We start from the raw sequence: 20,694 nt of genomic DNA on the forward strand, positions 1-20,694 counted from the left end.
TGCCGCTGCGGTACTCCCCGGCGGTAACGGCATAGCGGGTATGGCCCTCGCGCTGGAGCACCGGAACGGAGGAGTAAGGGACAGAGAAGACCTGGCTGCTGCCGTCGGCCTCTTTGATGGTCACCTGCAGGTCCCCGCCGTTGCCTGCGGCGTAGAGATCGTTGATGGTAAACGGGCCGGGCGGCACCGTGCTCTGGTAGATCTCATAGCCGTTCTGTTTGACCGATACCTGGGCCGTGCCGCGGGCAATCCCGTGAATGACCGGGGCGAACCCCTTCTGGCTGTCCGGCAGCATATTGTCGTCGGAAGCGAGCTGCGCGCCGCGGAAGTTGATGCCGTCAAAAATATCGCCGTTGGTATAGCTGTCGCCGAGGGTCAGACGCGAGCGTAACGGCGTGATATCCCTCTCCAGCCAGGTATTAATGTGCTGCCATTGATTTTCGTTGTTTGCGGCACCGCTGCTGTAGCTCCAGGTGGTGTTGTCGCGCAGGCGCCAGGCGCCGAGGTTCAGCCCGGTCTGCAGGTTCAGGTACGCGTAGTTGCTGCTGCCGCCGACGTCGTTGTGCACGTTGTTGCCGGTGAAGTTGTAGTTAAGCAGTAGCGCATTGATGCCATCATCCCACAGCTCTGGGGGAATGCTACCGCGTGCGCGATTGCCCATAAATGCCTGAGGAATGGTAAGGTAAAGGCGTTGTTGAGCCACATCGAAACGGATAGTGATATCTTCTATCATCTCAATTAATGGGACGCAGCTATCCGCGGGCAGCTCTTTTAGTCCTGCAACTGAACCGGTGCTGACGCCCATGCTGGCCAGCTGCCCGCGGGTAAGGCAGGGCAGTAATCCTTTGTCTTTATCTCCGGCATTGAAGGTGACGTCACGGGTGGTCATGTAACCGTCATTGAGATAGATATCCACACGGTACGTTCCCGGCGGTATCTCTTGTCCATTTTCAAAACCGGACAGATCCGCTACGGCTGTAGGATCGTCTGACAGGAACCGCGGATTGAAATAAAGCTCAGCCTGTGCAGAAAAAGTCTGTGAGGTGAGTAAAACAAAAAGGGGAATCCTGGCCAGGATGCGTGTTGGGCGCAGGTGGTTGCGTCGAATACACTGTGAGCCTAAATAATAAAGTCCATATTTCAAATATGACATAGTCCCTCCGGTCAAAAATTACCGGCTGTCAGTTCTTTTTATTTCAAGCGGTAGCGTTCACTATCGCCTTAAGTTATTGTGTTTTGCCCTTCATTTTCGGGGTCAGTGCGCCATAATCATTAATCGTCCGATAGGTAATTTCGCTACCAGCATCTGACGGTAATTTGACGGAAGTTTCTCCCAAAGGTGGAACCAGCGCATTTTCCAGTACGTGTTTTCCGGCGTTGAGCTCGGTGACCGTCTGGTAGTAGGGCGTCGGATTGCTCAGCGTGAGCATATTTCCATTACGACGAAATATTAATTTTTCGGCAGCCTGATCTGGCGATAGGGCCAGGTTTGCCGGGCGATAATAGAGCTTAATACGGCTGATAATCGCCAGCTGTAAGGTATTATCATTAAGCTTTGATTTATCCATTGAGGGAATAGCTTTAACGTTAATCCAGAACAGCGTTTCCCGATCCTGCGGTAATTGATTGTTGGTAGCATCGATAATTCGCAGAGTATTTTCTTTTTTCCCCTGCATCGAAAATAGTGGTGGCGTAATGACAAAACGACCATCTTTGCCGCCATCATTATTCTCTATCCACGATTGAATTAAATAGGCGCTTTTCTCGTCATTATTAGTAACGGCTAACTGGACCTGCTTGAGGTCGGACGGATAAACAACTCGTGTTGCCCCCAGAGCCACACCTGCTTCAGCGGAGAAGGTAAAGCCAGCCAGGACTGTCATCATCGCGCCAGCCAGCAGGCTACGTGTCATTTTCAGCGTATTTTTCACATATCTTCCTTGTGTATTCACCGTTATTTCCCTTATCGGTAGGCCGGCTGGCTAATTATTGATAGGTTAAAGAGAACGAGGCCTGCGCATTTGCGACGCCCCCGGTTACCTGTTTTCCTGTGGCCCGATACTTCGCTACGAAATGGAGAGTGGTAGGGCCGGTATAAATTTGCATCCATCTTCTGGGAGGCTGGTTAAGCGGTATAAGACTGTTATCTTTGTCAAAGAGAGCGATACCTATACCCGTAGCGATGCCCGGACCCTCGCCAACCGAGAGTACGTCCGGATTCTTACCGTCCGCGACGCCGGTGAACGCCACGCCAACATGCTGGCTAACGGCGGTATTACACTCCTGCAGATGAATATCAAAAGGTACTGAGATGGCATCCTCGCCGGTTGCATGAAATCGGTTACTGGCAATCTGCCCCATAGTGACAACCATCTGCCGATCCCCGGCTTCCACCCGGCAGGATTCAGCGATAATTTCTCCCTGAAAACGCATATTTCCACCAGGTAAAGTGACGTTCCATCGATTACCCGCCAGGGCGAGTGTCGGTAGCAGAAAAATGAACAAAGCTGATCTCATTTTATGCATCGTGATCGCTCCAGTTGTTTAGTGAAAAACGGGCCATCCCTGGCCCGAATTGCTTCCCTGCAAACAAATGGATTATTCGTACTGTACTTTGAAGGTTGCGTCAGCGTTCGCGATACCGGCAGTAGCTGCACCGGTTGCGTAGTAGCGAGCCTGGAACGGAATGACGCTAGTGCCGTCGTTCAGGATAAAGGCTTTGCTGAAGGTCGTGCCATCCAGTGCCAGCGGGGTGCCTGCGCTGTCGAGGATCTGTACGCCAACGTTGGTTGCGCTACCCGCTGCAGAGTTCTGCAGGGCCAGCACGGTTGTGTTGGTGCTATTAACCGCTGTGCCAGAGAAAGCAACAGATGCTTTTGTTGAAACGGTGGTGTCGCAATCATCCAACTGGATATTGAATCCAACGGAAGAGCTGGTGCTGCCAGCGGTAGCCAGTTTTGCTGAACGTACCTGACCTAACATAACGGTTTGATCGAGAGAACCGGCATCTACCGCACAGGCTGCGTTGACCACTTCCCCTTTAAAATGCACGGTGCCGCCGTTTACGGTGGTGGTGGCAGCCAGAGCAGCGGTGGAACTCAGGGAAAGAGCTGACAGAGCAACAATAGCCAGTGTTTTGATTTTCATGTTGTTTTCCTTTAAACATTATCAATATTACGAACCGTTGTTGGCAGTCGTTATGCCTCCCAGGCACTCCATTTTTAGCCGATGGTCCGACTGCCGGTTCTTCAAAGTTTTTACCTGACTGATGTAACAGTTAGGACCATTTTGACTCATTGAAGTAAATATCTTGTTTTGTCGCTTTTCATTTTTTTATGCGGGTTTTTAATCTGAATTTTCTTGTGTTTCTGGAGGTTTATAGTGATTCCTGAGACAGGAAAGGAAAACAAACAAGCTGATGATGAGAGTCGATGGAAAAGCGAATATGCTGAAGCAGGAGGAGGAATACAATAAATGTAATGTGATAATTTATTTATAAATCAATTAGTTAAAGTTTTTTTATCAAAAGAAAACATATTTGAGTTGCAAAGTGTTTCAAAACATTTTTATTATATGGACAGTTTGGTCCTAATTGACCCATTCATTTTTCAAAAAAAACCTAAGGAATCAATAAGTTAACCATAAGTTATTGATTGTGCAAATTTTCAGCTAATAAGTTTTTCCTCTCCCATAATCCAGCAAATCGAGCAGCGTTACTGGCGGTATATCGTACTGTGTGGCGAATGTTACGATGACCGAGATAATCCTGTATTAGCCTTGTATCCGCACCTCTTTCTGCCAGTTCGTAACCACAGGCATGGCGTAACATATGCGGATGGGTAGGCGTAGCGGTGCCGGCAGCGATACCTGCGCTTTTAATGATGCGGTAAGCCTGTTGTCGTGAAAGGCGGGTCCCGCGGCGCGAGATAAACACCGCATCGCTTTTATCAGCCCTATACCAACTGGCACGAATGTGGCTCCAGCATTCAAGCGCTTCACGTTCATCAAAACGTAGCGGGTGAACCGTCGAGAAGCCGTTCTTCAGACGACGGATATTGATGCGTCCTTCATTGAGATCAAAATCCCGATAATGCAAATCAAGAAGTTCACTAATGCGCATACCATGGCGAAACGCTAACAAGATCAGACAATGATCGCGTTCGCCGGTAGGGCCATGACGTACAGCTAACATCATTGCCTGAACTTCTTTAGCTGTTAGAAAACGACGTCGATTCATAATGTATAACTCCTGATATATGCATGTGGGCGGATGTCGCGGGACAAATCATCAGAGTGAGTCAGACGCGCCGCAACAAAGCCGAAAATCATCTGCGTATAGACCCGTCATATCTCAAGTTGCTTGTGCGTTGGCAATACTCGGCCTCCTCCTTACGCGGCCAGCACAAGCGCTGTTCAAAACGATTAACCGTTTTGTCCTGCAACGCGATTTATTTAGGGTATATAAATACGGATAACTAAAGCTGTGATAAGTGCAAACTGATAAAGTTGTCACCCATCATGGTTATCGATTTTATTTGATATCACAAGAGACGCGCAGTCCATCTGCTATCAGGTTATTAATATTAAAGAAAAAATAATTAAGTTTGATGTGTTTAAGAAATGTCTCACTTAAAAATTTTGCATTTCAGAAAATCAGTGCGGAATATCTTAATTATTTTGCAATGTAGTTATATGCGTGACTGTTTCAATTTTAATAATAACGATTGGGTATAGGTTGGCGCTAAAGATGATTTTGCTGCGTACGGAAGGATTTCGACGCCGTAATCGGCGTCGAAGAGAAGGGTTATAAAATAACTCGCCTTTTTTTATCTCGGGCGCTATCCCAGATACCATAGAAACGACCGGCATTGCTGGCGGTGTACCAGACGGTATGGCGAATATTTCGATGCCCGAGATAGTCCTGAATCAGACGGGTATCAATCCCCATGTTGGCCAGAGCGAAACCGCAGGAGTGGCGAAGCATATGAGGATGGATTTCTATTGGAAGACCGGCATTTCCACCCGCGACTGAGATAACATGATAAAACTGCTGCCGTGATAGAGGGTTTCCTTTACGTGATAAAAACAACCATTCGCTGTTCGCTTGCGGATAGGTTTCCCGGATAGCCAGCCAGCGTTTTAAGGCCTCAATTTCTTTATGAATTAATGGATGAGAGGTCGAGAACCCTCTTTTAAGCCGGTGGACGTAGATGCATTTTGACTGGAGATCGATATCTGAGACCCGCAGACGGCAGATCTCGCTGGCGCGTAGCCCGTGAATAAAGCACAGTAATGTCAAACAGTAGTTACGTATGGCGTGAGGTCCTGTTTTCGCTGCGGCCAGCAGTGCCTCAATTTCATTTTGCGTTAAGAAATTCCTTTTCGTATTGCCTGCATTGCTTTTCATAATGTCCCTTTTATTACGCTATATGGAGATAGCATTCAGCTAACAGTCATTCAACTCATTTATATCCGTCATACTTCAGGGTACGTGTGCGCTGACTGCTGAGTGACGCGTCATCATCCTGGATGACTTACCCTTACGCATCGTCGCTCAGCGACGTGCAAATCTGTTTTTGAAAGACTTGTTGCTTACCCCTGCGACAGATTCCAGTCAGTTCGCGGAGACTCACCCTTCAGCCTCACCTCTTCGGGACCAGCGTAAACGCTATTGGAAATGGTTAATCGCTGGTCCTGCATTTTTAATTATTTAGGTTATGTATAATTACTCCATTGCTTATCGACGAGGAATGTTGCTTATTTATTTTAATCTGTGTGTCTCAAATTATTATCATTCTGGGTAAGTATGTAACGGGTCGAAATTACCTCTCTCAGCGGAAATCCCGTCCCTGGCAGTCAACGTCATCACGGTTGGCATAATGGTGTTGTGTACCGCCTGAACCACGGATATTAAATTTTTATAATATTAATCCATATGTTTCTCATACTTATTTATTATGTTTAATTTGTATGGTGAATTTTATAATTTTTTATACTTGTGCTTTTTTTGATATCATTTTCACTAATGCTAATGTGTCTTTAAATGTACAATTCTGAAGAGATTTCAATTATTTTTATTTTGTTAATTCCATTTAAATCAATTGGTTATATGTTTTTAGGGGTGATGGAAGCGTGGTGGTAATATAACCACTTTATTAAAGAGAAACTACAACACATGTTAAACAAAACAAAAAATCGCCTGACAAAAATTATGGGCCTCATTTGAGGTGGAGGGATATTACGTATAACTACGTAATGGATGAGAGGGAAAGTGGCGATGTTACATGTGTAAAATAATTGTGCTTAATAAAAGATCTGCCTATGCATATTCACAGATAAGTTCTGAGCCTTAGCTTCGGCACAATGACTAATAAGACAGAGTGTGAGCCCGGTTCTGTTCTCACACCCTGGCGCTTTGGTTATGCCAGCTCTCCGTAAATCAGGATGGAGGCGGTCAGAATCATAATAGAGCCGGATAGCATACTAATTAAATACGCCACATGCGGTCGGGTTTTTAAGATAGCGCGTGAACAATATCCAACTATCAGGTAAACCAGCGTGCAGGTCACCAGATGAATACCGCCCAGCGCCGACATCTGCTGGGCCAGAGACCAGCTTCCCTGGGGGTCGGTAAACTGCGGCAGCAGGGCCAGAAACAGAAGAAAGACTTTTGGATTCAAGCCGCTAATGCATAACCCCTTAAGCGCCCAGCGATTCCAGCTGCCCGCGCTATGCTGCTGTGCACCTGGCGTTGGCGGATGGCGCAAAATAGCGATCCCCAGCCACATCAGATAGCCCGCGCCCAGCAGCGTGAGCGTCGACAGCGCCAGCGGATGATTGGCGATTAACACGCCGATTCCGGCGACGACGATCAGCGTGGCCAGCAGGTGGCCAGACATCAGTCCGGCGACGGCGGGTATCACGCGCCGTCCGTTGATCCCCGCGCTGATGGTATAGGCCCAGTCAGCGCCCGGCGTGATGATCAGCAGAAAGGAGACCAGCCAAAAGCTGGCGATAAAGCTCATTTCCATGGATGGCTCACTTCTGCGTGCTGACGGCGATTTCTCATCATTTTTCCTCGTTAAGCGGTGGTTATTTGAGGGAAAGAATATCGAGTTTATTGCGCAATGAGCTTTCAATGTTATGCTCTAAGGCGTTATAACTGGGGAAAATCTTCCAAATGGATAGCATCGATCGAAAAATTCTTGCTGAGCTACAGGCTGACGGGCGGCTGTCGATAACCGAACTGGCCGAGCGGGTGAATCTCAGCCTTTCGCCCTGTCATCGACGGCTGCGGTCGCTGGAGCAGGAAGGCGTGATTACCGGCTATCGGGCCAATCTGGATCCGGCCAAAATGGGCTTTAATTTTTTGGCGATCGTCTTCGCGACGCTAAAAGAGGGCGATAAGAAAGCGGTAAGCGCGTTTGAGGAGGCGGTGGAAGAGATACCGCAAATCGTGCTGGCGCAGCGCCTGTTTGGCGATCCGGACTACCTGATGCACGTGGTGACCCGCGATCTCCCGGCGTTCCAGAAGCTGTATGATGACAAACTCTCGGCAATGCCCGGCGTGCAGCACCTGCGGTCGACGCTGGTGATGAAAACGGTTGTGCAGGATCGCCCGTTTCCGCTTGGTAAGGGGTGATTATGCCGCTCTGCGTTTTGCTCCCGGGGCGGCGGCGCACAGCGCCTGCCCGGGCTACAGGCTAACAGCCGTAGCCCGGACAGATGCGCAAGCATCGCCTCCGGGAAAAAACGGTGGTGCTTCGTCAACCGCCATCCGGCAACAAGGTAAGCGCCTTATTCAAAGCGGGTGGGTATTACTCTTTTTCCAGCAGGCGCATAAAAATCGTCAGCGCTTCATCGAGCTGCTGGCGTTGCGCCGCAGAGAGTCCACTTAGCAGCTGCCGCTCATTCTCCACGTGGCTCTCCACCGCCTTATCGATCAGCTCTCGTCCCTCTGGCGTTAGCGCCACCAGCATACTGCGGGCATCTTCCGGGTTTGGCAGACGGCGAATAAACCCCCGTTTTTCCAGCGCCTTCAGGCGATGAGTCATGGTGCCGGAGGTGATCATTAACGTTGAAAAGAGCTGGGTGGGCGACAACATGAACGGCTCGCCCGCCCGGCGTAACGTCGCCAGCATATCAAACTCCCAGCGCACCAGATCGTGGCGCACAAAGGCCGCTTCGATGCGCGGCTCCAGCAGCAGCGCGCAGCGTTTCAGGCGGCCGATCGGCCCCATCGGGCTGCAATCGAGATCGGGACGCTCCCGTTTCCACTGTTCAAGAATGCGATCCACGGCGTCGGTCTGCGGTGATTTGTCCATTCATGCTCACTTGTCTTGATATCAAGATAACTGTCGGTACATACTTAGGCCACAATTTACCTTGATATGAAGATAAAATCATGGCCTTTGTTTCGCGTAATGTGATCGTTGATTTACTGCTGACCGCGCTGGCGCCCGCCATCTGGGGCAGCACCTATATTGTGACCTCGCAGTTCCTGCCGCCGGAGCGGCCGTTTATCGCCGCGCTGCTGCGGGTGCTGCCGGCCGGGATCGCTCTGTTGATCTGGAGTCGCCGTTTCCCGCTGCGCGCCGAGTGGTGGAAGCTGATCGTTACCGGGATCCTGAATATCGGCGCGTTTCAGGCGCTGCTGTTTATTGCCGCCTATCGGCTGCCGGGCGGTCTGGCGGCGGTGATTGGCGCCATTCAGCCGCTGCTGGTGATGCTGCTGGCCTGGTGCGTCGATCGTCAGCGATCGCCCTGGCTGGCGGTGCTCTCGGCATTGATGGGGATCGCGGGGATGGCGATGCTGCTGCTGTCGCCGCAAACCACCCTCGAACCGCTGGGGATCGCAGCCGCATTTCTGGGGGCGATGAGTATGGCGCTGGGAACCTGGCTATCGCGGCGCTGGGCGATCGCTTTGCCGGTTGTTGCACTGACCGGCTGGCAGCTGCTGATTGGCGGTATCGTACTGGCGCCGATGGCGTTTCTGGTCGATCCGCCGCTGCATCAGGTGACGCTGACTCAGGCGGCGGGCTATCTGTGGCTGTGCGTTGCCGGGGCGATGCTGGCATATGGCCTGTGGTTTCGCGGCATCGGCCGTCTTTCCCCAGTGGCTGTGTCGGCGATGAGCCTGCTGAGTCCGGTGACGGCGGTGCTGTTAGGCTGGATCTTCCTTGGACAAAAAATTGAGGGAATGGCGCTGGTGGGGCTGGTGATTGTGCTGTTCAGCGTGCTGTCGATTCAGCGTGCGTTATCGAATAAGAGCGCCGTCGCGGGCCGATAACATCCCGGAGGCGATGCTGCACATCTGTCCGGGCTACCGGACTGCAGTGAACCCGCAGCCCGGGCTGTGGGTTCACGGTTCGCCAGCAACAAAAAAGCCCCATTAAGGGGCTCGACATTGCTGCGTGCTTATTATGTGGCGGGAGCCAGACCAGCCGCCGTCAGGCGACCTGTCCGGCAGCTCCCTCTGCAACCATTCGGTTATTTAGACAGCTCGGCGGTCATATGCACCTGGTTACCGGTATACGCTTCGGTAATGTGGTAAGACTCGCCCTGGTCTTTAGCAATGGCGGCGATTTTGGCTTCGGCGTTGTCCAGCGTATCAGCAGTTACGCTAACAGGCTGAGCGAAGCTAGCGAAAGAGACCAGAGACAGCATACCGGCAGCGGCAAGTAATTTTACGTTTTTCATGGTGTTTATCCTTTTAACTTTTATGGTGGAAAGCGTGTTTGCTTTCGATGGACTTATAATAAGTCTGCTAACTATAACGCGCGTTGCAAAAAGTGCGATTTAGATCACATTTTTATGACACTATGATGACGAGTGAGCAAATTTTAACTTTTTATTTTCAATAAAAACAAAAGGATGGATTGTCTTGAATCGTGTTTTTGGTTACAGAAAATAATCTGACCAGAAGCGCAATTTTCCTGCTTCGGCTCATTAATTATTGTTTTTGTGAATGCAATGGGTGTTTTTTGAGCAAATAAGGCGGCCATATTTCGCCCATCAACGAAGCATTTGGCTCGGGTGGAAAGCTACTGTGGCTCTCATACTGATTGCGTGAGGACGACGAAATGATTGCAGTACTCTTTGAAGCCGAGGTCACTCCGGCAAGCCAGGAACGTTACCTGGCGCTGGCGGCGGAACTGAAGCCGCTGCTGAACAACATTGACGGCTTTATCGCCATTGAGCGTTTTCAAAGTTTGAGCACGGCGGGGAAAATTCTGTCGCTCTCCTGGTGGCGGGATGAGGACGCAGTGCTGGCATGGAAACGCAACCTTTGCCATCAGGCTGCGCAGAAAGAGGGGCGGGAGAGCATTTTCGCCTGTTATCACATTCGGGTGGCTCAGATGCTGCGCGAATACCGTTCTTCACATTCCGCTCCCCTGTAATATGGTTACGGTTTGCCGTGGGGGAAAATAAGCGAGGCGCTATGTTAAAACCTGTTGAGCTGATTGAAGATGACGAGTCACTGGCCGAGGCGATGGCGTTGGTGGCGTCGGCGATGGCCGATGCCTCGCGGCTAAAGATCCTTTGCGCCTTAATGGATGGCCGGGCGTGGACGGCCACCGAGCTTTCCGCCGTGGCGGATATTTCCCCCTCGACCGCCAGCGCGCATCTTAGCCGCCTGGTCAACAGCGATTTATTGAGTTGCCTTGCCCAGGGCCGCCATCGCTATTACCGCCTGGCCGGTAGCGATGTCGCCAGTTTGCTGGAGAATATGATGGCCATGGCTGGCAAGCGCGCGGTGACGCTCTCAACCAGCACGCCGGTAAATTTGCGCGTTGCGCGTACCTGTTACGATCATCTGGCCGGAGAAGTGGCGGTATCGCTGTATGATTTTATGCTGCGCGAAGCGTGGATAGCGTCTGACGGCACGGCCCTGACGCCCGCCGGGGAAGCGCACTTTACCCGCCTGGGGGTGACGGTGAAACGCATCTCGCGGCGTAAAGCGTGCTGCGGTTGTCTGGACTGGAGCGAACGCCGCCTTCACCTTGGCGGGGCGGCCGGGGCGGCGCTGCTGCAGCACGGTCTCCAGAAAGGCTGGTTTATCACCACCGCTGGATTTCGCGAAGTGACGATTACGCCGGCAGGATGGCGCGCGTTGCATCTGCATTTTCAGTTGGCGGAAAGATCGTCGCGGATGATTAATTAAGAGTGTTCTCTATGTGGAGAAATAGCCTTCTATGACAAGATAGGTTGCTGTTTTGTTAATTCCATATCGCCTTTCCCCGTTCAATGTAAATAACAATGGCTTCGTTTATTGCTATCAATCCCATACAATTAATAGTTGTGAGCTATCTGTTACATTGATTAACAGCTCGTGAAGATATGTATATTTGTCAGCGAAAAATAGCATTCTTTGACGCCGACAGCCTCGACGAATTCTTTCATTGAATTCGTTCCTGACGCCTTAAATATTGCGGCCTCCGGTCAGTCGAAGTTTCTATTAACAGTTGCACAAGTGAGCATCGCAAATCGCTTCTGACTTTTGTGCGAATTAACTGTTTGCTCATTGATACTTAATTCACTCTGACAAGGAAATGGCAATGAAAAAGGTTCTTCTCTCTGCTGCAATGGCGACTGCGTTTTTTGGTATGGCTGCACATGCTGCTGATACCAATGTAGGCGGCGGTCAGGTTAATTTCTTCGGTAAAGTTACCGACGTATCTTGTACTGTTTCCGTAAACGGCCAGGGCAGCGATGCGAACGTATATCTGTCTCCGGTTACTTTAACTGAAGTTAAAGCTGCCGCGGCGGATACTTATCTGAAACCGAAATCTTTCACCATCGATGTTTCTGACTGCCAGGCTGCTGATGGTACTAAACAGGACGATGTGAGCAAACTGGGCGTGAACTGGACCGGCGGTAACCTGCTGGCTGGCGCAACGGCTAAACAGCAGGGCTACCTGGCCAACACCGAAGCCGCTGGCGCGAAGAATATCCAACTGGTTCTCTCTACCGAGAACGCTACCGCGCTGACCAAAAAAATCATCCCGGGCGACAGCACTCAGCCTAAAGCGGTCGGCGACGCATCTGCCGTTCAGGATGGCGCGCGCTTCACCTACTACGTCGGCTACGCGACCAGCACCCCGACGACTGTTACCACCGGTGTGGTTAACAGCTATGCGACTTACGAAATTACCTATCAGTAATATCGACTGAGAGATAAAGCCGCCTCGCGCCGGGGCGGTTTATACCCGTCATTCGAATTATTTAGGGTATACAACAATAATAAAGCGGCCACTGCTGCCGCTTATTTTTTTTATTCTGAGGTCAGCATGAAGCGTATTGCCCTTTTTTTCTGTTTCATTTTGAGTTTTGCGGCCCACGCCAATAATATTATTGTTAATGGCACCCGCTTTATTTATCCAGGAAATGAAAAAGAAATAACGGTGCAGCTCTCTAACACCGCCGACCGTCCGGCGCTGGCGCAAGCCTGGCTGGACAACGGTAATGCCGACGCGACGCCGGATACCATTACGACGCCATTTATTATCACGCCGCCTATTTCCCGCGTAGATGCGAAAAGCGGTCAGACTCTGCGTATTAAGCTCGGCAGCAGCGCGGGTCTCGCTAAAGATAAAGAGACGCTGTGGTGGCTGAACCTGCTGGAAATACCGCCGGTTGAGGCCAGCCAGAAGAATGAAGGGCAAAATATTCTGCAGTTGGCGATTCGTTCGCGCTTTAAGTTTATCTATCGTCCCAGCGGATTAGGCAATCGCGATGCGGCGGCAGAGAAATTAGCGCTCTCCGCTAACGGCAGCAGCCTGTCCATCAGTAATCCGACGCCCTTTTATATCACCGTAAGCCGTATCTCCCGTAACGGCGGCAAAGCGCTCAACAGCAAAACGGTCATGTTTGCCCCGCAGTCCAGCCAGACCATCGCCCTCTCTTCAGCGGTGAGCAAAGGCGAGACCTTGACCGTTAACAACATTAATGATTATGGCGCAGATGTCGCAGTGAAAGTTACCGTCAAATAAGGGAAACGATCATGAAGCAGAGGTCAATCTGCCCGGGAAGATTAAGCACGGCTATTGCGGTTGCGCTGTGCTGCTTTCCGCCATTTTCCAGCGGACAGGAAAACCCGGGAACGATCTATCAGTTTAACGATGGTTTTATCGTCGGCAGTCGCGAAAAGGTCGACCTGTCGCGTTTCTCGACCAGCGCGATTAGCGAGGGCGTCTATTCCCTTGATGTGTATACCAACGGCGAGTGGAAAGGGCGCTACGACCTGAAAATCACCGCCGGTAAAGACGGCAAAATGGGCGTCTGCTATACCAAAGCGATGCTGATGCAGTATGGTATTTCGCCGGAAAAATTAAATCCGCAGCTCAGCGAAAAAGAGGGCTTCTGCGGGCGCCTGCAGGAGTGGCGTCACGAAGATAACGTCAAAGACACGCTGATTCAGTCCTCCCTGAGACTGGATATTGCCGTACCGCAAATCTACGAAGATCAGCGCCTGAAAAACTTTGTCAGCCCGCAATTCTGGGATAAAGGCGTTGCGGCGCTGAATTTAGGCTGGATGGCCAACGCCTGGAACAGCCATATCTCCTCGGCCAACGGTTCCGATAACAGCAGCGCGTATCTTGGCGTTAACGCGGGCCTGTCGTGGGACGGCTGGCTACTCAAGCATATCGGTAACCTGAACTGGCAGCAGCAGCAGGGGAAAGCGCACTGGAACAGCAACCAGACCTACCTGCAGCGGCCTATCCCGCAGATTAATTCGATAGTCAGCGGCGGGCAGATTTTTACCAACGGCGAGTTCTTTGACACCATCGGCCTGCGCGGGATTAACCTGGCGACCGATGACAATATGTTCCCGGACGGCATGCGCTCCTACGCCCCTGAAATTCGCGGCGTGGCGCAAAGCAACGCCCTGGTGACGGTGCGCCAGGGCAGCAATATTATCTATCAGACCACGGTGCCGCCGGGGCCGTTTACCCTGCAGGATGTCTATCCTTCCGGCTACGGTAGCGACCTGGAAGTGTCGGTTAAAGAGGCCGATGGTTCGGTCGAGGTATTTAGCGTACCTTACGCCTCGGTAGCGCAACTGCTGCGTCCGGGGATGACCCGCTACGCGCTCTCCGCCGGTAAAGTCGACGATAGTTCGCTGCGTAATAAACCGATGCTCTACCAGGGAACCTGGCAGCATGGTTTAAATAACCTGTTTACCGGCTATACCGGCGTCACCGGATTTGATGACTATCAGGCGTTCCTGCTGGGGACCGGGATGAATACCGGCATCGGCGCGCTCTCATTCGACGTCACCCATTCGCGGCTGAAGAGCGATACCCTTGACGAGCACGGTCAAAGCTATCGCGCCACCTTTAACCGCATGTTTACCGAAACCCAGACCAGCATCGTGCTGGCGGCGTATCGCTATTCCACCAAAGGCTACTACAACCTGAACGACGCCCTCTACGCCGTCGATCAGGAGAAGAACTACAGCAGCAACTACACCGTGTGGCGCCAGAAAAACGGGATGACCTTTACCGTCAACCAGAACCTGCCGGACGGCTGGGGCGGTTTTTACCTGAGCGGCCGGGTGGCGGATTACTGGAACCGTTCGGGAACGGAGAAGCAGTACCAGTTTAGTTACAACAACATGTACGGTCGGCTCTCGTGGTCGGTCAGCGCCCAGCGCGTCTATACCCCGGATAGCTCCGGCCACCGTCGCGACGATCGCGTGTCACTCAACTTTAGCTACCCGCTGTGGTTCGGTGAAAACCGTACGGCTAACCTGACGTCGAATACCGCGTTTAATAATTCGCGTTTCGCCAGCTCGCAAATTGGCGTCAACGGTTCGCTGGATAGCGAAAACAACCTCAACTACGGCGTGTCGACGACCACCTCAACCGGCGGTCAGCACGATGTAGCGCTGAACGGCAGTTACCGTACCCCGTGGACGACGCTGAACGGCAGCTATAGCCAGGGCGAAGGCTATCGCCAGAGCGGCGTAGGTGCCAGCGGGACACTGATCGCGCATCAGCACGGCGTCGTATTCTCGCCGGAAAGCGGCACCACCATGGCGCTGATCGAAGCGAAAGACGCCGCGGGGGCGATGTTGCCCGGCTCGCCGGGTACCCGCATCGACAGCAACGGCTACGCCATTCTGCCGTATCTGCGGCCTTACCGGATAAATTCCGTTGAAATTGACCCGAAAGGCAGCAACGACGATGTCGCCTTCGGCAGTACCGTCGCGCAGGTAGTGCCGTGGGAAGGGAGCGTGGTCAAGGTCTCCTTCGATACCACGCTGCAGAACAACGTCACTCTGCAGGCGCGTCAGGCAAACGGGTTGCCGCTACCGTTCGCCGCCACGATTTACAACCCCTCCGGGAAAGAGATCGGCGTGGTGGGCCAGGGCAGCATGATGTTTATCAGCGACGCCAGCGCGCCGAAGGCCACGGTTAAGTGGAGCGGCGGACAGTGCTCGGTGGAATTAAGTCAGGAAAAAACAAAGGAAACGCTATGTCGCTAATGAAAAAACTGACGCTTTTTATTGGCTTAATGGCGATGGGGACCACGTCGGCATGGGCGTACTGTACGCGCCTGTCGCAGCCGACGGTTAGCCTCGACATGGTTGTGGGTCGGGTGGTAGTTCCACCGGATCTGCCGGTAGGCTCGGTGATCGTGTCCCGCGACTGGACCATGTCGGCGCCGGGCGGGGCGAGCTATAGCTGCAGCAGCGGCACTAACCGCTTTGTGGCCAAAATCGTCGCCCCCGGGGCGACCGATCTGGGAAATAAAATTTATTCCACCAACGTGCCCGGGATCGGCCTGCGGTTCAGCCGCGGTGGGGCGACGGTCAATATTATCTACCCTGACACGTTCTCCAGCTACGTCAGCCGGACCACGAATTACTCGCTGGAAGGCTCCCGCTTTACGCTGGAGGTGATTAAAACCGCGAGCGTGACCGGCAGCGGAACCCTGGCGGCAGGTAAGTACACCTCTTACGACTGGGAGAACGGCAATAACCCGATCCTCGAAACCCGCCTCAGCGCCAACGCCATCACCGTGGTATCGCCCTCATGTACCATCCTGAGCGGCAAAAATATGAATGTCGATGTCGGTACCATCAAGCGCAGCGATCTCAACGGCGTCGGCACCACCGCGGGCGGGAAGGATTTTAATATTGAGTTGCAGTGCAGCGGCGGGTTAAGCGAGTCGGGATACGCCAATATCCAGACCTCTTTCTCCGGCACGCTGGCCACCGGCACCACGGTGAGCCGAGGTGCGCTGCTGAACGAAAAATCCGGCTCCTCGTTGGCGAAAGGAATTGGTATCCAGGTCCTGAAAGAGGGCGTACCGCTGGAATTCAACAAGAAATACAGCGTCGGTACGCTGCGCACGCAAGAAACGCGATACATCACCCTGCCTCTGCACGCGCGTTTCTATCAATATGCGCCGACCACCAGTACCGGTGAAGTGGAGTCGCACATGATCTTTAACCTGACGTACGATTAATTCGGGAGGCGGGTATGCGTGATTCAGCACAATATAAAAATAGCAAACGACTCATTCAGCTGGCTCTGATAAGTGGGATGCTGATGGCCTTCCCGGCGTCGGGTTTTGAGACCAACTACGATCGGGGGCGGGTGGATTTTGCCGGACGGGTCACCGATATCTCATGCAGCGTGGCCCTAAACGGCGGCAACAACGCCGGGAGCGGCAGCGTCTGGCTGGCGCCGGTCAGCCTGGCCGAAGTTCACGATCGCGGCGCCGGGGCATTTATGAAGCCGCAGCCTTTTACGCTGGAACTCTCGAACTGCCAGCTGCGTCACGACGGCGGCGCGGCGGATAAAGACGAGATCCGCCTGGTTAACGTCCGCTGGGTTGACGGCTTTACAATCAATGCGGTGGGCAATGAAAATGCGGGCTATCTGAGGAATACGCGGGCGGACGGCGCCAGCCATATTTTCCTCGCGCTGTCGACCAATGATAATAATACCCTCGATAAAAGTAATAAAATCGTCCCGGCCGACCCCTTGCAAAACCGGGTGCCGCTGGTCGAAAAAGCGGTCGATGGCGGCGTATTTACCTATTACATCGGCTACGTGACCCCCGCGCCGGAAAAAGCAACCAGCGGCCCGTTGACCAGTTGGGCAACATGGGAGCTCGTTTATAATTGAAGGGGAGAGGGTATTGCGCGAGTATGACTTTTGATGCCGGAGTTATCCGGCATTTATTTATGCGGTGATATCTTCCTGGACCAATTGTTCAATGCTCACTTCCTTCCAGTAGTGTCCCTGAATAGCAAACCATTCCATGCCCTGCAACCAGGCCTTATGGGCTTCGCTTTCTACACCTTCAATAATCACATTATGGTGGTTGCGGGAAAGGAAAGTGACGAGGGCATCCATTAACGGACGACCGGAATCTTTTTGCATTAAAAGCCAGAAGAAGTCTTTATCGATTTTGACATAATCGAAATGATAGTCGCGAATAGCGTGAATGCCGGCGTTGCCAGAGCCAAAATCATCGAGCCAGAGCGTAGTGCTTTGCGGGTTATTCCAGGTTGCGAGAGCATTATTCAAAAGATTATGGGAATTCTCGGTCACTTCAAAATGGACGCAGCCGATTTGGTCGACGAGCGCTTTAATCTCCGGGCGTTGCAATACGTTAAGTATATGGTCATCAACATTAATCGTCGCCGAGATAGCATTTTGCCTAAACCACTGTTTATGTTTTTCAATAAGTGCCAGCTGTTCCATAAAAATGCTTTCGCGTAGTCCCGTATTGGCGTAGCGAAAGAAATTTTCCGGCGATATAGACAGGCGGTCAAAGCGGCTCAGGCACTCCACGGCGACGAGCGTACCTTTTGGGGAAAACATTTTTTGAAAGACATAACGAACGGATATATCGCTACGTGATAAATTATGCCTGGAAAAAAGAGTTGCGTTCATTATCTCTCGTCAAAAATCAGGTCAGAGGTAAAGAGAGGAGAATATTATAGGTGACCTTTCTACCGATGGGAATGATTATTAATGGCTTATCGCCAATAAATTATCGGGTTTTGATTGGTCACCCACATATTTTGGGTTTTAGCACTGATACATATTGACTATGCTTTTGTTCATTATTCGCGAGTTATTCATCCCGAGTTTCTTCATAATATGTACCTTATGGCTGTGGACCGTTTTATGATCAATGTCGAGAAGCACCGCAATCCTTTTACTGTTATTGCAGGCAATAATTAACTCCAGCACCTGAAGTTCCCTGGCGGTCAGCTTTCGGCGGGTGCATAGCCCCTGGCAGCCCTCGGCGGTTGAGGGCCTGCTGATGATGGCTGAGTAGTCTGCCAGCGAGGATTTTTCGGTCAGAATCAACAGGTTTTCTAGATCAAGCAGCTCCCGGAACAGGCTGGATAGCTCGCTTTTGACGATCAGCACCAGCAGCGCGCAATGCGCCAGGCGCTTGCGCAAAGTGTTCAGTAATGCGACCGTTGTGGCCGCAGAGATATCTTTATGAATGATATTGATAATAATAGTCGCTGCCGGGGAGGTGCTGACCCCTTTCACAATATCCTGAAGTTTTAGGGTGGTGATATCCCTGGCGCGATCAATCATATAATCATGAATTGATTGCCCGATGATATTGTCATCAGTGTAAAGTAATATACTGTCCAATGGTTCAGACTCTCTTTTTTCTCTTGGCTTCCATAATCAAGTCGAGCAGCACTTTCTCTATTCGCTTCTTGTTATCAAGATGGCGAAATTTAAACTGACAAGAAATCTGGTAGTAGCTATCTGACTTTTCGTTATCATCTAAAGTCACCATAACAACATTTTTTATAACTAAATCTACGGTGATTTCGCCATATTCAGCGAGGGCGAGGATAGCGTTCTTGAGGATGGCGTTATGGCTGAGGAATTTCAGATTGGGGCTCCGGGTCATCAGCGCGCAACCGCCGTCCGAAATGTCTTTGATTTCGAATAGATAGTTTTCTCCGTTTTTGTGTCGGCCGTGACAGAAGAATTCGTGCTCGTGGCGCAGACGAAATCGGGGATCGCGCCGGCGTTGTATCACCTGGATACATTCCGGTAAGGTAAATGCGACCTTCCTGCATTTCCCTTCGCCGCCGGCATAGCTTTTCTTTAGCGTAGAGCAAAACTCGATTTTGCCTGAATCGCTATGCAGAATAAATTTAACTTTATGCCCCGCGGGGATTTTGCTGGTGCTGGAGATATGAAACTCGGCAAAATCTACCCGCGTTAGCTGGGTAATAGTGCTTTTGTTATTAACAAAAACTTCTATCTCCGCCTGCTTTCGGAGTTCTTCCCTGAAAATAGCAATGATTTCATACTTACTCGTCTTTATCGTTCCCTCTGTCATGTGAAATCCTTGTAAATTGTTATTGTGTGGTTGATTTTTTATATAGCAATACAAACATTCTGATTGTGTTAACCAGATGTTTTTATGAGCATTTGATGTTGTTAGCTATCTTTGCAGCTAAATTGATTTGTATAAACTTTGAATGAGATATTGTTTTTCCTGTAATCAAGAGTTCGAAAATTTTGGCGAGACAAAAACGACAGAAGCCTCCAATTAGGAGGCCAGTCGAAAAAGTTAAATCTATGCTTTGCATAGGGTTATCCGTAAGAGAATAAAGCGGATAACGCCTAATTTGTAGGATGTATAGTGCCAGTGGCGTTAAGGTAATTCCAGGCAAATATTGAGGAGAAGGCTTCTGCGAATATCGATCCGCAGAAGCCTGAAATCAGGAGTGGGGCTGGAGATTATCCAGAATGGCTAACGCTTCTGGTGGAAGCGTTAATTGCGCGGCGGCAAGATTCTCGTGCAGATGCTGTTGCGAGGAGGTGCCCGGAATGAGCAGGATATTCGGCGAGCGCTGGAGCAGCCAGGCCAGCGCTACCTGCATCGGCGTGGCGTCAAGCGAAGCGGCGACTTCGTTAAGCTCCCGGGCCTGAAGCGGGGTAAAACCGCCGAGGGGGAAAAAGGGCACCCAGGCGATATTTTGCGCCGCCAGCTCGTCGATCAGCGGATCATCCTGACGGTTCGCCACGTTATATTGGTTCTGAACGCAGACGATTGGCGTCAGTTTTTGCGCATCGCTCACCTGTCTGGCGGTGACGTTACTCAGCCCGATATGGCGAATCAACCCGCGTTCTTTCAGCTCCAGAAGGGTGGTTAAGGGGCCCTCCAGCGAACCTTCAACCGGGCCATGCGTGCCGAGCATACTGCGCAGGTTCACCACCTCAAGCACGTCGAGGCCCAGATTGCGCAGATTATCCTCCACCGCCGCAGTGAGCTCCGCGGGCGACATCGCGGGCAGCCAGTTGCCTTTATCGTCGCGGCGAGCGCTGACTTTGGTGACGATGCATAGATCGGCGGAATAGGGATGCAGCGCCTGGCGAATGAGCTGATTAGTCACGTGTGGACCGTAAAAATCGGAGGTATCAATATGATTGACGCCCGACTCGACCGCTTCCTGCAGTACGCGGATCGCGGTTTGCGGATCTTTTGGCGGGCCAAAGACGCCGGGCCCCGCAAGCTGCATTGCCCCGTATCCCAGACGATAAACCAGACGATCGCCTAACGTCGCAGTACCGGATAATTTTACGCTGGACATATAAACCCCTGCTCTCTTGGTGTGCAAGGGATAAGTGTATGTCCGTCAGGGAGATTGGTGGGGGGAGAATGTTGGCAGAACGTGCGGCGAGG

Annotated in this window: 22 protein-coding genes; 9 read left to right on the forward strand and 13 right to left on the reverse strand. The window is 51.6% G+C overall.

All coding sequences use genetic code 11. The features are described from left to right. The 7 genes from HMPREF1144_RS09935 to HMPREF1144_RS09965 form a co-directional block, all read right to left on the reverse strand. Positions 1-1,153 (reverse strand): fimbria/pilus outer membrane usher protein (locus tag HMPREF1144_RS09935; protein WP_042927460.1); only part of this gene is annotated, 1,153 nt, incomplete at its 3' end. A gap of 73 nt (positions 1,154-1,226) precedes the next feature. Next, the gene (locus HMPREF1144_RS09940; protein ID WP_049078408.1) at positions 1,227-1,913 is read right to left on the reverse strand and encodes a fimbria/pilus periplasmic chaperone; all 687 of its coding nucleotides are present in this window, start codon (positions 1,911-1,913) and stop codon (positions 1,227-1,229) included. Between the two features lie 73 nt (positions 1,914-1,986). Further along, entirely contained in the window at positions 1,987-2,526 is a 540-nt protein-coding gene (locus tag HMPREF1144_RS09945; RefSeq protein WP_004853960.1) for a fimbrial protein, read from the reverse strand. Between the two features lie 72 nt (positions 2,527-2,598). Further along, complete coding sequence (fimA, locus tag HMPREF1144_RS09950; RefSeq protein WP_009652685.1) at positions 2,599-3,147, reverse strand: type 1 fimbrial major subunit FimA; 549 nt, start codon at positions 3,145-3,147, stop codon at positions 2,599-2,601. Positions 3,148-3,646: 499 nt separating this feature from the next. Continuing rightward, positions 3,647-4,237 (reverse strand): tyrosine-type DNA invertase, encoded by a 591-nt coding sequence (locus HMPREF1144_RS09955; protein ID WP_004853955.1) that lies wholly within the window; start codon positions 4,235-4,237, stop codon positions 3,647-3,649. A 567-nt stretch (positions 4,238-4,804) separates the two neighbouring features. Then, entirely contained in the window at positions 4,805-5,407 is a 603-nt protein-coding gene (locus HMPREF1144_RS09960; protein ID WP_004853953.1) for a tyrosine-type DNA invertase, read from the reverse strand. A gap of 1,012 nt (positions 5,408-6,419) precedes the next feature. Beyond that, positions 6,420-7,031: a LysE family translocator gene (locus HMPREF1144_RS09965; RefSeq protein WP_009652687.1), complete on the reverse strand. Its 612-nt coding sequence runs from the start codon at positions 7,029-7,031 to the stop codon at positions 6,420-6,422. A gap of 149 nt (positions 7,032-7,180) precedes the next feature. Between HMPREF1144_RS09965 and HMPREF1144_RS09970 the strand changes: the two genes are divergently transcribed. Beyond that, positions 7,181-7,642 (forward strand): Lrp/AsnC family transcriptional regulator, encoded by a 462-nt coding sequence (locus HMPREF1144_RS09970; RefSeq protein ID WP_004853949.1) that lies wholly within the window; start codon positions 7,181-7,183, stop codon positions 7,640-7,642. A gap of 175 nt (positions 7,643-7,817) precedes the next feature. Here the strand turns inward: HMPREF1144_RS09970 and HMPREF1144_RS09975 are convergent, their stop codons facing one another. Further along, a complete protein-coding gene (locus HMPREF1144_RS09975; RefSeq protein ID WP_004853946.1) occupies positions 7,818-8,324 on the reverse strand; it encodes a MarR family winged helix-turn-helix transcriptional regulator in 507 nt (168 codons plus the stop codon). An 80-nt stretch (positions 8,325-8,404) separates the two neighbouring features. Between HMPREF1144_RS09975 and HMPREF1144_RS09980 the strand changes: the two genes are divergently transcribed. Continuing rightward, positions 8,405-9,289: an EamA family transporter gene (locus HMPREF1144_RS09980; protein WP_004853943.1), complete on the forward strand. Its 885-nt coding sequence runs from the start codon at positions 8,405-8,407 to the stop codon at positions 9,287-9,289. Between the two features lie 200 nt (positions 9,290-9,489). Here the strand turns inward: HMPREF1144_RS09980 and HMPREF1144_RS09985 are convergent, their stop codons facing one another. Then, entirely contained in the window at positions 9,490-9,699 is a 210-nt protein-coding gene (locus HMPREF1144_RS09985) for a YdgH/BhsA/McbA-like domain containing protein (protein WP_004105360.1), read from the reverse strand. Positions 9,700-10,082: 383 nt separating this feature from the next. Here HMPREF1144_RS09985 and HMPREF1144_RS09990 point away from each other — a divergent pair, with 383 nt between their 5' ends. From HMPREF1144_RS09990 to HMPREF1144_RS10020, 7 genes are all read left to right on the forward strand, one after another. Beyond that, complete coding sequence (locus HMPREF1144_RS09990) at positions 10,083-10,400, forward strand: antibiotic biosynthesis monooxygenase family protein (RefSeq protein ID WP_004853941.1); 318 nt, start codon at positions 10,083-10,085, stop codon at positions 10,398-10,400. 41 nt (positions 10,401-10,441) lie between these two features. Continuing rightward, complete coding sequence (locus HMPREF1144_RS09995) at positions 10,442-11,164, forward strand: ArsR/SmtB family transcription factor (protein WP_009652688.1); 723 nt, start codon at positions 10,442-10,444, stop codon at positions 11,162-11,164. Between the two features lie 394 nt (positions 11,165-11,558). Beyond that, on the forward strand, positions 11,559-12,164 hold the full coding sequence (gene mrkA / locus HMPREF1144_RS10000) for a type 3 fimbria major subunit MrkA (RefSeq protein ID WP_004853937.1): 606 nt from the start codon (positions 11,559-11,561) through the stop codon (positions 12,162-12,164). A gap of 126 nt (positions 12,165-12,290) precedes the next feature. Further along, positions 12,291-12,992: a molecular chaperone gene (locus HMPREF1144_RS10005; RefSeq protein ID WP_004853935.1), complete on the forward strand. Its 702-nt coding sequence runs from the start codon at positions 12,291-12,293 to the stop codon at positions 12,990-12,992. Positions 12,993-13,003: 11 nt separating this feature from the next. Continuing rightward, complete coding sequence (locus tag HMPREF1144_RS10010) at positions 13,004-15,490, forward strand: fimbria/pilus outer membrane usher protein (RefSeq protein ID WP_004853932.1); 2,487 nt, start codon at positions 13,004-13,006, stop codon at positions 15,488-15,490. Then, complete coding sequence (locus tag HMPREF1144_RS10015) at positions 15,481-16,476, forward strand: fimbrial protein (protein ID WP_004124708.1); 996 nt, start codon at positions 15,481-15,483, stop codon at positions 16,474-16,476. Before HMPREF1144_RS10010 ends, HMPREF1144_RS10015 begins: the two co-directional genes overlap by 10 nt. Positions 16,477-16,490: 14 nt before the next feature. Next, positions 16,491-17,141, forward strand: a complete 651-nt coding sequence (locus HMPREF1144_RS10020) for a fimbrial protein (protein WP_004853929.1) — start codon at positions 16,491-16,493, stop codon at positions 17,139-17,141. Between the two features lie 57 nt (positions 17,142-17,198). On the opposite strand, the gene HMPREF1144_RS10025 is transcribed toward HMPREF1144_RS10020, so the two are convergent. From HMPREF1144_RS10025 to HMPREF1144_RS10040, 4 genes are all read right to left on the reverse strand, one after another. Continuing rightward, positions 17,199-17,915, reverse strand: coding sequence for an EAL domain-containing protein (locus HMPREF1144_RS10025; RefSeq protein WP_004853928.1), 717 nt, complete (start codon positions 17,913-17,915; stop codon positions 17,199-17,201). Positions 17,916-18,053: 138 nt separating this feature from the next. Next, positions 18,054-18,638 (reverse strand): helix-turn-helix transcriptional regulator, encoded by a 585-nt coding sequence (locus HMPREF1144_RS10030; protein WP_004853926.1) that lies wholly within the window; start codon positions 18,636-18,638, stop codon positions 18,054-18,056. Between the two features lie 4 nt (positions 18,639-18,642). Beyond that, positions 18,643-19,344 carry a flagellar brake protein gene (locus HMPREF1144_RS10035; protein WP_004853923.1) on the reverse strand — a complete coding sequence of 234 codons (702 nt, stop codon included), beginning with the start codon at positions 19,342-19,344 and terminating at the stop codon, positions 18,643-18,645. A 385-nt stretch (positions 19,345-19,729) separates the two neighbouring features. Next, complete coding sequence (locus HMPREF1144_RS10040; RefSeq protein WP_009652689.1) at positions 19,730-20,602, reverse strand: aldo/keto reductase family oxidoreductase; 873 nt, start codon at positions 20,600-20,602, stop codon at positions 19,730-19,732. Positions 20,603-20,694: the final 92 nt, after the last annotated feature.

The sequence above is a fragment of the Klebsiella sp. OBRC7 genome, from assembly GCF_000293135.1.
GTDB classification, from domain to species: domain Bacteria; phylum Pseudomonadota; class Gammaproteobacteria; order Enterobacterales; family Enterobacteriaceae; genus Klebsiella; species Klebsiella michiganensis.

Bases quoted from the DNA above. Each gene is read 5' to 3' on its own strand.
- HMPREF1144_RS09940 (WP_049078408.1), bottom strand. From the start codon at position 1,913: ATGACACGTAGCCTGCTGGCTGGCGCGATGATGACAGTCCTGGCTGGC.
- HMPREF1144_RS09945 (WP_004853960.1), bottom strand. From the start codon at position 2,526: ATGCATAAAATGAGATCAGCTTTGTTCATTTTTCTGCTACCGACACTC.
- fimA (WP_009652685.1), bottom strand. From the start codon at position 3,147: ATGAAAATCAAAACACTGGCTATTGTTGCTCTGTCAGCTCTTTCCCTG.
- HMPREF1144_RS09955 (WP_004853955.1), bottom strand. From the start codon at position 4,237: ATGAATCGACGTCGTTTTCTAACAGCTAAAGAAGTTCAGGCAATGATG.
- HMPREF1144_RS09960 (WP_004853953.1), bottom strand. From the start codon at position 5,407: ATGAAAAGCAATGCAGGCAATACGAAAAGGAATTTCTTAACGCAAAAT.
- HMPREF1144_RS09965 (WP_009652687.1), bottom strand. From the start codon at position 7,031: ATGGAAATGAGCTTTATCGCCAGCTTTTGGCTGGTCTCCTTTCTGCTG.
- HMPREF1144_RS09970 (WP_004853949.1), top strand. From the start codon at position 7,181: ATGGATAGCATCGATCGAAAAATTCTTGCTGAGCTACAGGCTGACGGG.
- HMPREF1144_RS09975 (WP_004853946.1), bottom strand. From the start codon at position 8,324: ATGGACAAATCACCGCAGACCGACGCCGTGGATCGCATTCTTGAACAG.
- HMPREF1144_RS09980 (WP_004853943.1), top strand. From the start codon at position 8,405: ATGGCCTTTGTTTCGCGTAATGTGATCGTTGATTTACTGCTGACCGCG.
- HMPREF1144_RS09985 (WP_004105360.1), bottom strand. From the start codon at position 9,699: ATGAAAAACGTAAAATTACTTGCCGCTGCCGGTATGCTGTCTCTGGTC.
- HMPREF1144_RS09990 (WP_004853941.1), top strand. From the start codon at position 10,083: ATGATTGCAGTACTCTTTGAAGCCGAGGTCACTCCGGCAAGCCAGGAA.
- HMPREF1144_RS09995 (WP_009652688.1), top strand. From the start codon at position 10,442: ATGTTAAAACCTGTTGAGCTGATTGAAGATGACGAGTCACTGGCCGAG.
- mrkA (WP_004853937.1), top strand. From the start codon at position 11,559: ATGAAAAAGGTTCTTCTCTCTGCTGCAATGGCGACTGCGTTTTTTGGT.
- HMPREF1144_RS10005 (WP_004853935.1), top strand. From the start codon at position 12,291: ATGAAGCGTATTGCCCTTTTTTTCTGTTTCATTTTGAGTTTTGCGGCC.
- HMPREF1144_RS10010 (WP_004853932.1), top strand. From the start codon at position 13,004: ATGAAGCAGAGGTCAATCTGCCCGGGAAGATTAAGCACGGCTATTGCG.
- HMPREF1144_RS10015 (WP_004124708.1), top strand. From the start codon at position 15,481: ATGTCGCTAATGAAAAAACTGACGCTTTTTATTGGCTTAATGGCGATG.
- HMPREF1144_RS10020 (WP_004853929.1), top strand. From the start codon at position 16,491: ATGCGTGATTCAGCACAATATAAAAATAGCAAACGACTCATTCAGCTG.
- HMPREF1144_RS10025 (WP_004853928.1), bottom strand. From the start codon at position 17,915: ATGAACGCAACTCTTTTTTCCAGGCATAATTTATCACGTAGCGATATA.
- HMPREF1144_RS10035 (WP_004853923.1), bottom strand. From the start codon at position 19,344: ATGACAGAGGGAACGATAAAGACGAGTAAGTATGAAATCATTGCTATT.
- HMPREF1144_RS10040 (WP_009652689.1), bottom strand. From the start codon at position 20,602: ATGTCCAGCGTAAAATTATCCGGTACTGCGACGTTAGGCGATCGTCTG.